The organism is Kitasatospora sp. NPDC005748, assembly GCF_040630735.1.
GTDB lineage: Bacteria > Actinomycetota > Actinomycetes > Streptomycetales > Streptomycetaceae > Kitasatospora.
This window is the reverse complement of record NZ_JBEXYD010000112.1, coordinates 1-12,751: the sequence shown is the minus strand read 5'-3', so window position 1 is coordinate 12,751 and position 12,751 is coordinate 1. Positions and strand designations below refer to the sequence as shown.

Below are 12,751 nucleotides of genomic sequence, written 5' to 3'. Positions count from 1 at the left end.
CCGGACAGCAGCTCGCCGTAGGTGGTCCGCAGCACGGCGGCGATCCTGACGAAGGCGGCCGGGTCGAAGGCGGGGCCGGCCTCCATCAGGTGCCGCAGGTAGCGGGGCGCCATCGCGGTCTGCCGGGCCAGCGCCTCCTCGGTCAGCCCGAGCTGGCGACGGCGGTCATCGATCCGCCGGGCGACGAGGGCCGGATCCACCCGCTGGGCGGCGTCAGGTCCGGAGTTCTGGTCCACATCGACTCCTCGGTGCCGAGGGTCACGCTCCGTGGTCATCAGCGACCTGGTCGCCCCCGTCGGGCGTGGGTGCCGGGTGGTTCCCCGCCCGGCCTTCCCCTCCAGCGTTGCCCCGACGGCGGGCAGCCGCCACAGGGGCCGCCCGGCCCGGCTGGCGTGGCGTGCCCGAATCACTGATGGTGGCAGGGGGAGTGCCACAGCTGTCGGAGGCATGCGATGGACCAGGAACTCGACCGGCGGAGCCGGTCCGTCACGGGCTGCCACGGCCGCGGCGGGTCCATCGGAGCCCTCCTCGGACGGGTGGGCCGGGAGGCTGACGGCTCCGCACCCGGCCCCCGTGCGGAGCCATGAGCCTCCCGGCCGTCGACTACCGCGCGGTGTTCCAGGCCCTGCCCGGCATGGTCGCCCTCCTCACCCCGGACCTGGTGTACGTCGACGTCAACGAGGACTTCGTACGGATGTCCGGCCGTACCCGCGAGCAGCTCGTCGGCCGGTACCTCTTCGACGTCTTCCCCGACAATCCGAACGATCCGGACGCCACCGGCAGCCGCAACCTAGGGGTCTCCCTGCAGCGGGTCCTGGCGAGCGGCGAACGCGACACCATGGCCCTCCAGCGCTACGACGTGCAGTCCGCCGGCAGAGCCGACGAGTGGGAGGAGCGCTACTGGAGCCCGGTCAACGCTCCCGTCCTGGCCCCGGGCGGCGAAGTGGTGCTGCTCGTCCACCGGGTGGAGGAGATCACCGAACTCATCCGGGCCCACGGTATGCCCGAGGGCAACCGCGCCCGCGTCCTGGAGGCGGAGCTCTACACCCGCGCGCGCGAACTGCAGGAGGTCAACGAGCGCCTGCGCGAGGCCCACGACCGCGAACGGGAGGTCGCGCTCGCGCTCCAGGAGGCCATGCTCCCGGGCCCCCGACCGCTTGAGCACCACCTCGCCGCGGTCCGCTACCGGCCCGCCGTCGGGGCGCTGAACGTGTGCGGCGACTGGTACGACCTCGTCGAGCTGCCGGCCAACCGCGTGGCGGTCGCCGTCGGCGACGTGGTGGGCCACGGCCTCACCGCGGCGGGCGTCATGGGCCAGCTCCGCAGCGCCCTCAGCGCGGCCTCCCGGGTCGCCGTCGGGCCCGCCCAGGCGCTGGAGGTCCTGGGCCTCTACGCCCGCTTCGTCGACGGCGCCGAATCCACCACCGTCGCCACGGCCTTCATCGACTGCGACGCCCACACCGTCACCTACAGCAGCGCGGGCCACCCGCCGCCCGTCCTGCTGCACGGCGAGGGCACCGTCGAGTTCCTCGACCGGGCCACCGACCCGCCGCTCGGCGCCCGCCCCGAGCACCAGGCCCGGCCCCAGGCCGTCGCCGGCTTCACCCACGGCGACACGCTCGTCCTCTACACCGACGGCCTCGTCGAACGGCGGCGCGAGGACATCGACACCGGCCTGAACCGGCTCGCCGACGCGCTCATCCGCCACCGCCGGTTCGATCCCGACGCCCTCGCCGACCTCGTCCTCACCGAGCTGCTCCCGCCCGGCGGCGCGACCGACGACACAGCGCTCGTGATCGTCCGCCTCTGACCCCCGGCCCGGGGTGGATGCGCGGCACTCCACACCGGGCCCGGCCGTCGACCCGCTGCCGCGCCAGCGCGTTCCGCCGCGGGAACGCGGTCACCGGCCGGGGGCCGGGCTCGCACTACAGTCTGATCCGTCGGGCGGACCCGGCACTCACGAGGGGGAACGGACTTGAGGCTTCATCACCATGGCCGGCGGCCGGGCGGCGGCGTGTTCCGGCGGCGGGCCCGCGCCGTCGTCGTGGCGCTCGCGCTGGTCGGCGGGCTGCAGGGGGCACTGGCCGGAGCGGCCGCGGCGAGCCCGGCGGTCGCGCTGTGCAGCTCCACCACCGGGCCGTTCGGCTCGGCGCTGGTGGGCGACGGCCGCTACCGGATCATGCCGGACGAGTGGAACTCCTCCGCCGAGGTCTGCATGAGCAGTGACGGCGGCGCGAACTTCACCGTCACCTCCAGCGCGCTCACCAACGCCACCAACAGCAGCCCGGGCGCCCCGGGCGCGTACACCCGGATCGAGTACGTACCGCGGCCCGGTGAACTCCCCGCCCCGGTGGCCACCCTGGGCGACACCCTGACCACCTGGAAGACCACCACCCATGTCGCGGGCCAGTACAACGCCGCCTACGACCTCTGGTACGCGGACACGGCCGGCGGATGCGGTCCGACCACCTCGCACGAGCTGATGATCTGGCTCGACCGGCAGGGCGGTCCCGTCCCCCTCGGCACCGCCGCCCAGCAGGTCACCCTCGGCGGCCGGACGTACCAGGTCTACCAGTACCAGAACGCCACCGGCAAGCAGGTCATCAGCTACCTGCTCGCCGGTTCGAGCAACTACGCCTACGCCCTGAACCTGCGCACGATCACCGCCGACGCCGTGGTGCGCGGCTACGTCCCCGCCGACGGGCAGCTCTGCTCCGTACAGGCGGGCTTCGAGATCTGGAACGGCGGCGCCGGGCTGGCCACCAACTCCTTCTCCTACCAGCCGGCCACCGGCCTACCGACCGGGAACGTGACCTCGGGCCTGCCCGGCAAGTGCCTCGACGCCGGGAACAACGCGGCCGACCCCACCGGCTACAGCATGCCCGTGGACATCTGGGACTGCGCCACCACGCCGGGGCAGACCTGGACGGTCGGCAACGACGGCACGGTCAAGGCGCTCGGCAAGTGCCTCGACGTGACCGGCGGCGGACGCACCGACGGGACGCCCGTCCAGCTCTACCCCTGCAACGGCACCGGCTCCCAGGTCTGGACCCAGAACGCCAAGGGCCTGCTCAACCCGCAGTCCGGCAAGTGCCTGGCCGACCCCGGGGCGTCGACCGCCAACGGCACCCAGCTGGTCCTCTGGAGCTGCGGCGCGGGCGGCCAGGACTGGCGGTACCCGTACAGCGGGCAGCCGATCTGGAGCGCCTTCACCAACAAGGCGACCACCTACTGCCTGAGCGGCGGGGCGGAGAACAGCACCTCGGTCAGTCTCCACACGTGCGCCGCCACCCCGCAGCAGAACTGGCAGCTGGTCAAGGACGGCACGCTCCGGGTCTCCACCGGCGCCTGCCTGGACGCGGGCACCGCCGGGACCGCCGGCAGCGCGGTCCTGCTCGCGCCGTGCTCGGGTTCCACGGCGCAGCAGTGGCTGCCGTCGCCGACCGGCTACCTGCTGAACCCCGCGTCCGGGAAGTGCCTGGACGACCCGCAGTCCACCGCCGTCCAGGGCGTTCCGCTGAACCTGTGGACCTGCAACGGGACCGGCGCCCAGGTCTGGTACTCGGCGGTCTGACCCGGCCGGGCCACGTTCGGCACGGGCCGGACGCCGATCCGGCTCACCGCGAGCCGGATCGGCCCGGGGCGGCCATGATCGGAGCAGGGCCGCCACGCCTGCCTCCCTCCCCCGGGGGGGGCAGGCCGGCGCTCCTCCGCAGGTGGGCGGCCGGGAGCGCGGCCGCGGTCGGACAGGAGGACCGGATGGGCCAGGACCAGGCGCGTCCCGTGCGGCGCGCGACCCCCGAGGAGCGGGCGGCGGCCGGTCGGGCGGCACGCCGGACGACACCGCGTTCCGCCCACGCCGAGTACCGGCCGGGCCCGGAGCGGCCCGACCCGCTCACGATCCTGGCGGCCCAGTCGGCGCTGCGCGTGCCGGAGCTGGTGCCGATCCGGTACGCCCGGATGGCCGAGTCCCCGTTCCGTTTCTACCGGGGCGCGGCCGCGGTCATGGCGTCCGACCTCGCGGGCACCCCCGACTCGGGCATCCGGGTCCAGCTCTGCGGCGACGCCCACATGCTGAACTTCCGGCTGCTCGCCTCGCCGGAGCGGCGGCTGGTCTTCGACATCAACGACTTCGACGAGACGCTGCCCGGCCCGTGGGAGTGGGACGTGAAGCGGCTGGCGTCGAGCCTGGTGATCGCGGGCCGGGCGAACGACTTCGACGGGGCGCAGCGCGCCGACATCGTCGCCACGGCGGTCCGCTCGTACCGGGAGGCGATGCGGCGGTTCGCGGGGATGCGCAACCTGGATGTCTGGTACGCCCAGCTGGACTCGCAGCGGCTGCGGGAGCTGGCGGTGGGCCGGGTCTCCAAACGGGCCCGCCGGGGGCTCGACGAGGCGATGTCGAAGGCCCGCACCCGCGACAGCCTCCAGGCCTTCGGCAAGCTCACCGAGGTGACGGACGGCCTGGTCCGGATCGCCGCCGACCCGCCGCTGCTCGTCCCGATCGCCGACCTCCTGCCGGAGGTGGAGCGGACCGCGCTGATGGAGCTGTTCCACGGCTTGGTGCGGCGTTACGCGAGCACCATGGCCGCCGACCGGCGCACCCTGCTCTCGGCGTTCCGGCTGGTGGACGCGGCCCGCAAGGTCGTCGGTGTCGGCAGCGTCGGCACCCGGTGCTGGATCTTCCTGCTGCTCGGCCGGGACGGCGAGGACCCGCTGTTCCTCCAGGCCAAGGAGGCCGGCGAATCGGTGCTGGCGCCGTACGTCGGCGCGAGCCGGTACGACAACCAGGGCGAGCGGGTGGTCTCCGGCCAGCGGCTGATGCAGGCCACCAGCGACATCTTCCTGGGCTGGGAGCGGGTCGAGGGCATCGACGGCAGGCGGCGGGACTTCTACATCCGTCAGCTCCGCGACTGGAAGGGCATCGTCGTGGCCGAGCGGATGGTGCCGCGCGGCATGCGGGCCTTCGGCGAACTGTGCGGCGCCACGCTGGCCCGGGCGCACGCCCGGTCGGGCGACCGCATCGCCATCGCCGCCTACCTGGGGAAGCGGGACGCCTTCGACCGGGCCCTGGTGGAGTTCGCCGAGGCGTACGCGGACCGGAACGAGCGGGACCACCGGGCGCTGGTCGAGGCGGTCGCGGCGGGCCGGCTCCCGGCCGAGGCCGGCTGAGCCGTCGCGGCCCGCCGGGTCGCGCCGCCCGGGGCCCGCTGATCAGCCCTCGGCCGGCCGCGAACGGCCGTCGGCCCGGAGCCCCTCCCCGATGGCGCGCAGGAGCGCCTCCCGGTCCACCGCGACCGGTTCGGGGCCCGGCCGGGCGGGATCACCGACCGGGTGGACCGGCATCCGGGCCCGGACGAGGGTCCGGCCGTCACCCGTCGGGGGGAGCTGGACGATCTCCAGCTCGGCCGCGACGACCTCCTCCCCCTCCAGCCCGGGCCGTAGTCCGACACAGAGGTGGAAGTCGAGCGACTCGTCGTCGGCGATGTCGACGGGGTACTCGGTGACCCCGGGGCCGACGGGCTGCCCGCGCTCCGACAGGTCCTCGAACTGCGGGGAGACCTGCTTGAGGTAACGCACCCCGCCACCGTCGTACGTGGTGATCCGCAGGGCGAGGTCGCGCAGCCCGGCCCGGCGGGTCCGGTCCACCAGGGAGGCCAGCTCCCGCTGGAGGCCCGGTGTCCCCGTGGGCGACGCGGGGGCGGGCACGATGTCGAGGGTGCCTCCCAACGCGGAGGTGACGGACCGGACCTGGGCCACCGACCACCGCTCGCCGATGCCCCGGGCGTGGCACGGGAAGCGGCCCGCGCAGGAGGCGAGGGCGGCGGCCAGGTCGTCGGCGCTCTCGGCCGCCGCCTCCAGGTCGGTCAGCAGGATCGCGGTGCGCGCCGCGTCGGCGTGGCCGGCGAACAGGCGGTCGGCCAGCCGGATCCAGCGGCCGAACGCCGCCGCGCCGACCGGCTCCAGCCCGGCCAGCGCCGCCCGCGCCCCGGCCTTGGCGGCCGCGGTCGCCCGGACCAGCCGCTGGGTGTCGGGGTAGAGCATCCGCGCGTACGCCGACCCCGCGACGACGGCGAAGGAGGCGTCCTCGTCCAGGCCGTCGATGACGGCCGCGACCGCCGCCCCGACCGCCCGGAAGTCCGCCTCGGGCAGCTCCGGCGACAGTCCGACCAGGAGGACGAGCGCGCGGGGCACGCCGGCCGCCGCACGGTCGGCGGCCCCGCTCGGGCCGGTCACCGTCAGGATCGTGTGCGCCTCCGTGGCGCCCGGGGCGAGGAACTCGTTGCGGTGCAGCTCCAGCCCGAGACCGCCGGAGTGCACCACGGCGGGAACAGCGGTGGGTACTGCGGCGGGTACTGCGGCGGGAACGGCGGCCGGAACGACGGGCGTCCGCGGCTCCGGCGCGGACGGGCGGCGGCCGACCGCCCGGAGCCGCGCCACGACGGCTCCCGCGTCGGCCGGGCGGTCCGCCGGATCCTTGGCGAGCAGCTCCGCGACCAGCTCGTCGAGCTCGTCGGGGACCTCCGGCCGCAGCGGGGCGAGACGCGGGGCCGGGGTCTGGAGGTGCTGGACCATCAGGGTCCAGAGGCCGCCGCGCGCCGGGAACGGCGGCCGTCCGGTGAGCAGCGCGAAGAGCACACAGCCCAGCGCGTAGAGATCGGCCCGTCCGTCGACCCGGGGACTGCGCCACTGCTCGGGGGCCATGTACTCGGGCGTGCCCATCACGCTGCCCTCCCGGGTGAGACCCGAGTCGGCCCGGACGTACCCGGCGAGTCCGAAGTCGCACACCTTGAGCGTGCCGTCGGGGAGCAGCATGAGGTTGGCGGGTTTGACGTCCCGGTGGACGATGCCCAGCCGGTGCGCGTAGGACAGGGCGCCCGCGAGTTGCGCGGTCAGCTCCACCGCCTCGTCGACGGGCAGCCCCGACGGCCGCCCGTGCAGGACCTCCCCGAGGTCGCGGCCCCGGAGCAGTTCCATCACCAGGTAGAGCCGGCCGCCCTGTTCGCCGCTGTCGAAGATCTGGGTGATGCCCGGGTGCTGGAACCGCGCGGTGACCTGCGCCTCGCGATGGAACCGCTGCGCGGCCACCGCGCCGGCCGCCGACTGCGGGGCGAGGAACTTGATCGCGACCCCGCGGTCCAGCCGGGGATCGTGGGCCCGCCAGACCTCGCCCATCCCGCCGCGCCCGAGCAGTACCTCCAACCGGTACCGGTCGGCGATCCGCGTCCCCTCAGCGTTCAAGGCGCCTCGCAATCCCCCGTGTCGCACGGCCCCCGCCGCTTCCGCCACTCTACGAGACCGGTCCGACGGCTGTGCATTCCACGGGGCCCCGCGTCGGGGCCGTCCCGGCCGGCGGCCGACCGGCGGCGGCGCCCGCGCGGGTAGCATCCGAGCCGAGGCCGTCCGGCCACGACCGGTAGCCCAGCAGTGCGCCACCTCCGACACCGTCCGCTCCGTCGCCGCCGCCCGGCGGCGGCCCGCTCGACACCGCCCAGGGACCGACATGGCCTCCCCCTTCGCCGATCCGGCGTTCTACCGCGACCGCTACCCCACCTACGCCGCCCTGCGCGAGGCCGCACCGGTCCTGCGCATCACGATGGAGGGCGGCGGCCCCGGCACCGCGACCGTCGTCACCGGCTACCACGCGGCCCGCCAGGCCCTCACCGCCCCGCTGTCGAAGGACACCGGCGCGTACTTCGCCGACAAGCCGTCCGAGCGGTCCCTGCACCCGGCCGTCGCCCGCACCATGCTCGCCACCGATCCCCCGGAGCACACCCGGCTCCGCCGCCTGGTCACCAGGGCGTTCACCACCGCCGTGGTCGACGGACTCCGCCCGTACGTCCGCTCACTCGCCGAAGAACTCGTCGACCGCTGGGCAGCCGGTAGCGAGGTCGACCTCGTCGAGGACCTCGCCGGGCCCCTCCCGGTCACCGTCATCTGCCAACTCCTGGGCGTCCCACCGGAGGACCGCCCGGCCGTCCGCGGCTGGTCCACCGACCTGTTCGCCACCGGCGACCACGAGCGGATCGACTCGGCCTCGCACGCGCTGGCCGACTACCTGGCGGAGCTGATCGCCACCAAGCGGTCCGGGCCGGACGGTTCGCTGCTCTCCGAGCTGATCGCGGTCCGCGACAGCGACGCCGGCCGCCTCGGCGAGGAGGAGTTGCTGTCGCTGGCCGTGCTGCTGCTGGTGGCCGGTCACGAGACCACCACCGCGGCGATCGGCAACGCCGTCCTCGCGCTGCTCCGGCACCCGGACGACCTGCGACGCCTGGTGGCCGACCCGCACCGCATCCCGGCCGCGGTCGACGAACTGCTGCGCTACGACGCGCCGGTGAGCATCGCGACCTGGCGCTGGGCTCCCGAGGCGGTGCGCCTGGGCGACAGCGAAGTCCCCGCCGGCTCCCCGGTGTTCGTCTGCCCCGGCGCGGCCAACCGCGACCCCGCGCGGTTCGCCGACCCCGACCGGCTCGACCTCGACCGGCCCGACGCGGCCGGCCACCTGGCCTTCGGGCACGGAATCCACCGCTGCGTCGGGGCACCGCTCGCCCACGCCGAGATCGAGATCGTCCTGCGGGTCCTCCTGGAGAGATTCCCGACCCTGCGGCTGGCCGTCCCGCCCGACCGACTCTCCTGGCGCCGCTCCCGGCTGGTGCGCGGCCTCGTCGCCCTGCCGGTCCGCCTGTAGGCGGCACCGCCGCGCTGTCCGCCGCTCCCCTGTGCCGGGGGCGCACGGCACCGCGCACGGCGGGGGCACCGGCGCGGGGCCGGGAAGTCGCGAACGCTCTGTGTTCATCCCAAGGTGGGGTTTGGCTCAACTCCCCTGCCCGGTAGAACCGATAGCCCTGGTGGCGAAGGTTCCGCCGCCGGCGGGCCCGCCACCACCGAAGGGGAGACGACCATGGTGCGTAGGACGCACGTGCTGGGAGCCGGACTGCTGGCGGTCGCGCTGGCGGCGGGCACGGGGTGGGTCGCGCAGGCGAACGACGACGGCGCCGCCGGGCAGGAGCGCCAGGCATCGGTGAAGGCCGTCGATGCCATCGACGGCTACCAGGTGGTCAAGCTGGGCAACGCCAACGTCGGCAACTTCCAGCGCCGGACGGTCAATTGTCCCGCCGGCAAGCGGGCGATCGGCGGTGGCGCGGAGGCCCAGGGCAACGAGGCGGTCCTGGTCGGCAGCTTCCCGACGGACGGCGCCAACGGCTGGGTAGGCATCGGCCGCCAGCCCGGCAGCAGCAGCGTGGGCATCAGCGTCTACGTGATCTGCGCGAACGGCTGACCTGCGGCACCCGACAGCTGGACCGGCGGACCGGCCGGTCCGCTGCGGCACGTGGCTCCGGCCCCCGGGAATCGTTCCGGGGGCCGGAGCCTCGTCGTCGGTGCCGGCCGGTACACCGGCGGGCGTCAGCCGCCGGGCACCCGTCCGTCGGACCGCCGGGGATGAACCCCGTCGCGAGCCCGGGGCGTTGGGAATTCGCCGTCAGTCGCCGGACGGCGGAGCCGGGGCCACCTTCAGTCCGTCCAGGGTGAGGTCGAGGAGGCGTTCGGCCTGCTCGCGCTGGTCCGGCCCGGCCGAGGTGAGGGCGATGCCGGCGAGCGCGGCGAACATGTCGCTCGCGCTGATGTCGGACCGGATCGTTCCGGCCGCGCGGGCGGCGTCCATCAGGGCAACGAGGGCGCCCTGGATCAGCTCGCGGCTGTCGGCATAGGGATTGCCGCCCGAAGCGACGACCGCCCGCAGGGCGTCAGCCATGCCGAACTTGGCGGTGGCGTAGTCGATGAAGCGGCGGGTCCACGCGCGCAGGGCCTCGGCGGGCGGCATGGTCGCGAGGAGTCCGGGGACGGCGTCGCAGAGCCGGGCCACCTCGTTGCGGTACGCCGCCTCGACCAGCGCCTCCCTGGTCGGGAAGTTGCGGTACAAGGTGCCGGTTCCGACACCCGCCTCCGCGGCGATCCGCTCGAAGGTCGCGTCGAGCCCCTCCTCGGTGAACATGCGCACCGCGGTGGCCAGGATCCTGTCCCGGTTCCGCTGCGCGTCGGCCCTCAGCGGGCGCCCTGAAGCTCGGGTCATCGGCGGCCTCTTCCTCCTCCGTTGCTAAGTGGAGGATCCTCCGCTTAGTCTGGGCGAAGTGGCGGACCCTCCACTTTCAACTCTAGGGCACGGCCCGGCCTGCCCCCGCCCCCTGTTCCCCTGTTCCCCTGTTCCCCTGTTGCGGAAGGACGGTCCCGTATGTCGGGAATCGAAGGCAAGGTCGTGGCGATCACTGGCGCCGGCAGCGGCATCGGCGAGGCGACCGCACTCCTGCTGGCTGCGCGCGGCGCGAAGGTGGTCCTCGGGGCACGCCGCACAGAGCGCCTGGAGGCCCTGGCCGCCCGTATCGAACAGGCCGGCGGCGAGGCCGCCTGGATCCGCACGGACGTGACGCGGCAGGGCGACCTCACCGGCCTCGTCCAGCTGGCCCGCGACCGGTACGGCAGGCTCGACGTCCTCGTCGGCAACGCCGGGGTCGGGCTGATCTCCCGCCTGGACGACCTGCGCGTCGAGGACTGGGAGCAGATGATCGACGTCAACCTCAAGGGCGTCCTGTACGGGATCGCCGCGGCCCTGCCGGTCTTCCGGGAGCAGGGCTCCGGACACTTCGTCAACACCGTGTCCACCGCCGGCCTGCGCATCGTGCCGCTCCAGTCGGTGTACGCGGCGACGAAGAACGCCGTACGGACCGTCTCGGAGGGCCTGCGCCAGGAGGCCGGCGACAGCCTGCGCGTCACCGTCGTCTCGCCCGGCGCCGTCCGCACGGACTTCGCGGAGCACATGGACCCGTCGGTGAAGCCCCAGATCGACAAGCTGATGGAGATCGCCCTCCCGCCGGACGCGGTGGCCCGCGCCATCGCCTTCGCCATCGAGCAGCCGGACGGGGTCGATGTGGGCGACATCGTCGTCCGCCCCACCGCCCAGGGGTAGGTCCGCGCAGCCGGTGCGGCCGGCCCGGCCGGGGCCCGGGAAACACCTCGCCGACCGGTGCGAGCGGCGCACCGGTCGGCGAGAGGGGTGGATCAGGCCTGCGAGCGGCGGCGCGAGGCGACGACCGCGCCGGCGCCCAGGAGGACGGCCGCGCCGGCGGCGGCGGTGAGCTCCCCGAGCGGAGCGGTCGAGCCGGTGGCGGCCAGCGTGCCGGTACCGGTGCCCCGGACGGCCGCGGTGGCCGAGGTGGCCGAGGTGGCCGTCGTGGCCGTCGTGGCCGTCGTACCGGAGGTGACCGCGGCGGGAACCACCGCGGGGACCGGCTGGGTGGTGCCGGAGGTGCTCTGCACCGCCCCGGTGGCGGGCTTCGCGGCGGCCTCGGCGGCGGCCTTCGCGGCGGCCTCGTCCTTGGCACGAGCCGTGAACCGGCCCTCGGCCAGGAAGGCCCGGACGTCCGCGGCGGTGCCTTCGAGCGCGGCGAGGCCGGCCTTCCGGACCTCGGGCGTCCCGGTCTCGACGATCTGGGAGACGCGGATCCGGTCGTCGCTCTCCCGCAGCGGCTCCAGCTGCGCCTTCAGGAAGCGCTCGACGTCCGCCGCGCTGCCGGCGAGCGCCTTCTCGGCCGCCTCCCGGACGTGACGGCCGGTACCCGCGTCGTCGAGGATCCGCCGGACCTCGGCGCGGTTCTCGTCCTCGGCCCGGGCGACGAACTGGCCGACCTTGAGGAAGGCACGGACGTCGTCGATGGTGCCGTCGAGCGCGGCGCCGGCGGCGGCCCGCACCGCCGGGCCACCGACGGCCATGATCTGGCCGAGCAGGACCCGGTCGTCGTCCTCACCGGCCTTCTTGAGGCCTACCGTGAGGAACCGCTCGACATCCGCGGCGCTCCCCGCGAGCGCCTGCCGGGCGCCCTCGCGCACACCCGGCCCGCTCTTCGGGTCGTCGAGGATCCGCTGCACCTCGGCGCGATTCTCGTCCTCGGCCCGCGCCTCGTACTGGCCGTGGTTCAGGAAGGCGCGGAACGCCTCGATGTCGTCCAGGGGGAACACGGCGTTGGCGGCCTTCTGCACGGCCGGACCGCCGGCGCCCATGATCCGCGAAATCGCGATCCGCGCGTCGTCCCGTCGGATGCGGTCCACCTGCGACGCGAGGAAGCGCGCCCGGTCCTCGGGGGTGCCCGCGAGGGCCGCCGCCGCGTGCTCGCGCAGGTACTCGCTCGGCGCCGTGAGCAGGTAGCTGTTCGGGTAGACGAGCAGCTTCTCGATCGCCGCCCGGTTCTCGTCGTCCGTCTTCGTCCCCGCCGGGTCCGTCTGCTCCTGCCCCGCCGGGGCACTGTCGGCGAACGCCGGGGTGCTGCCCAGGGCGACGGGCGCGGCGGCCGTGGCCAGGAGGACGGCGGTAGCGAGCGAACGACGGATCTTCAACGGTCACCTCAGGATCTGAATACGGACGACCCCGACGCGGCTGCGCGATGGTCGGCCGGGTGATCGTATCCCGACACCACCCCTCACACGCGAACACATTTCCGTCACGTCCCGGACCTTGGGTCTCCGACGACCATCGCCCGCGACCACGGCCCGCGTCCGCACCGGCGGCTGACGGACGGAGGGGAGGTCCGGAGCGGCCGTGAACCGCTCTCCGGGCCTCCCCCACCACGATCAGGACGTGCCGGTACCGGCCGTTCCTAGTGCCGCATCAGACTGCGTTCGCCTCGTTGTGATGTGCCGCTCGGTTGCCGCCTAGCGGCACACCACCGCTGCGATATGATTATCACAACAAATTAAAAAA

At 74.5% G+C, this 12,751-nt stretch carries 10 protein-coding genes; 6 read left to right on the top strand and 4 right to left on the bottom strand.

Annotated elements, in window-relative coordinates; translation table 11 throughout:
- Nucleotides 1-236: helix-turn-helix transcriptional regulator (locus ABZ495_RS36095; RefSeq protein ID WP_359840200.1), on the bottom strand; the 236-nt coding region annotated here is incomplete at its 3' end.
- A 347-nt stretch (nucleotides 237-583) separates the two neighbouring features.
- On the opposite strand from ABZ495_RS36095, the gene ABZ495_RS36090 reads away from it, so the two are divergent.
- The 3 genes from ABZ495_RS36090 (at nucleotide 584) to ABZ495_RS36080 (ending at nucleotide 5,172) form a co-directional block, all read left to right on the top strand.
- Entirely contained in the window at nucleotides 584-1,810 is a 1,227-nt protein-coding gene (locus ABZ495_RS36090) for a SpoIIE family protein phosphatase (protein ID WP_359809117.1), read from the top strand.
- A gap of 165 nt (nucleotides 1,811-1,975) precedes the next feature.
- Entirely contained in the window at nucleotides 1,976-3,574 is a 1,599-nt protein-coding gene (locus ABZ495_RS36085) for a ricin-type beta-trefoil lectin domain protein (protein ID WP_359840198.1), read from the top strand.
- Between the two features lie 185 nt (nucleotides 3,575-3,759).
- Nucleotides 3,760-5,172 carry a DUF2252 domain-containing protein gene (locus tag ABZ495_RS36080; protein ID WP_359840196.1) on the top strand — a complete coding sequence of 471 codons (1,413 nt, stop codon included), beginning with the start codon at nucleotides 3,760-3,762 and terminating at the stop codon, nucleotides 5,170-5,172.
- Nucleotides 5,173-5,214: 42 nt separating this feature from the next.
- On the opposite strand, the gene ABZ495_RS36075 is transcribed toward ABZ495_RS36080, so the two are convergent.
- Entirely contained in the window at nucleotides 5,215-7,242 is a 2,028-nt protein-coding gene (locus ABZ495_RS36075) for a serine/threonine-protein kinase (protein ID WP_359840194.1), read from the bottom strand.
- Between the two features lie 262 nt (nucleotides 7,243-7,504).
- On the opposite strand from ABZ495_RS36075, the gene ABZ495_RS36070 reads away from it, so the two are divergent.
- On the top strand, nucleotides 7,505-8,689 hold the full coding sequence (locus tag ABZ495_RS36070) for a cytochrome P450 (protein ID WP_359840192.1): 1,185 nt from the start codon (nucleotides 7,505-7,507) through the stop codon (nucleotides 8,687-8,689).
- A gap of 213 nt (nucleotides 8,690-8,902) precedes the next feature.
- Complete coding sequence (locus ABZ495_RS36065) at nucleotides 8,903-9,280, top strand: hypothetical protein (RefSeq protein ID WP_329485546.1); 378 nt, start codon at nucleotides 8,903-8,905, stop codon at nucleotides 9,278-9,280.
- Nucleotides 9,281-9,481: 201 nt separating this feature from the next.
- On the opposite strand, the gene ABZ495_RS36060 is transcribed toward ABZ495_RS36065, so the two are convergent.
- Complete coding sequence (locus ABZ495_RS36060) at nucleotides 9,482-10,072, bottom strand: helix-turn-helix domain-containing protein (RefSeq protein ID WP_359840190.1); 591 nt, start codon at nucleotides 10,070-10,072, stop codon at nucleotides 9,482-9,484.
- A gap of 159 nt (nucleotides 10,073-10,231) precedes the next feature.
- Between ABZ495_RS36060 and ABZ495_RS36055 the strand changes: the two genes are divergently transcribed.
- Complete coding sequence (locus ABZ495_RS36055; protein WP_352286426.1) at nucleotides 10,232-10,963, top strand: SDR family oxidoreductase; 732 nt, start codon at nucleotides 10,232-10,234, stop codon at nucleotides 10,961-10,963.
- Between the two features lie 92 nt (nucleotides 10,964-11,055).
- On the opposite strand, the gene ABZ495_RS36050 is transcribed toward ABZ495_RS36055, so the two are convergent.
- Nucleotides 11,056-12,387 carry an ALF repeat-containing protein gene (locus ABZ495_RS36050; protein ID WP_359840188.1) on the bottom strand — a complete coding sequence of 444 codons (1,332 nt, stop codon included), beginning with the start codon at nucleotides 12,385-12,387 and terminating at the stop codon, nucleotides 11,056-11,058.
- Nucleotides 12,388-12,751: the final 364 nt, after the last annotated feature.

Excerpts from the sequence above, each read along its gene's own strand:
- ABZ495_RS36080 (WP_359840196.1), top strand. The coding sequence starts at position 3,760 with ATGGGCCAGGACCAGGCGCGTCCCGTGCGGCGCGCGACCCCCGAGGAG.
- ABZ495_RS36065 (WP_329485546.1), top strand. The coding sequence starts at position 8,903 with ATGGTGCGTAGGACGCACGTGCTGGGAGCCGGACTGCTGGCGGTCGCG.
- ABZ495_RS36070 (WP_359840192.1), top strand. The coding sequence starts at position 7,505 with ATGGCCTCCCCCTTCGCCGATCCGGCGTTCTACCGCGACCGCTACCCC.
- ABZ495_RS36060 (WP_359840190.1), bottom strand. The coding sequence starts at position 10,072 with ATGACCCGAGCTTCAGGGCGCCCGCTGAGGGCCGACGCGCAGCGGAAC.
- ABZ495_RS36055 (WP_352286426.1), top strand. The coding sequence starts at position 10,232 with ATGTCGGGAATCGAAGGCAAGGTCGTGGCGATCACTGGCGCCGGCAGC.
- ABZ495_RS36090 (WP_359809117.1), top strand. The coding sequence starts at position 584 with ATGAGCCTCCCGGCCGTCGACTACCGCGCGGTGTTCCAGGCCCTGCCC.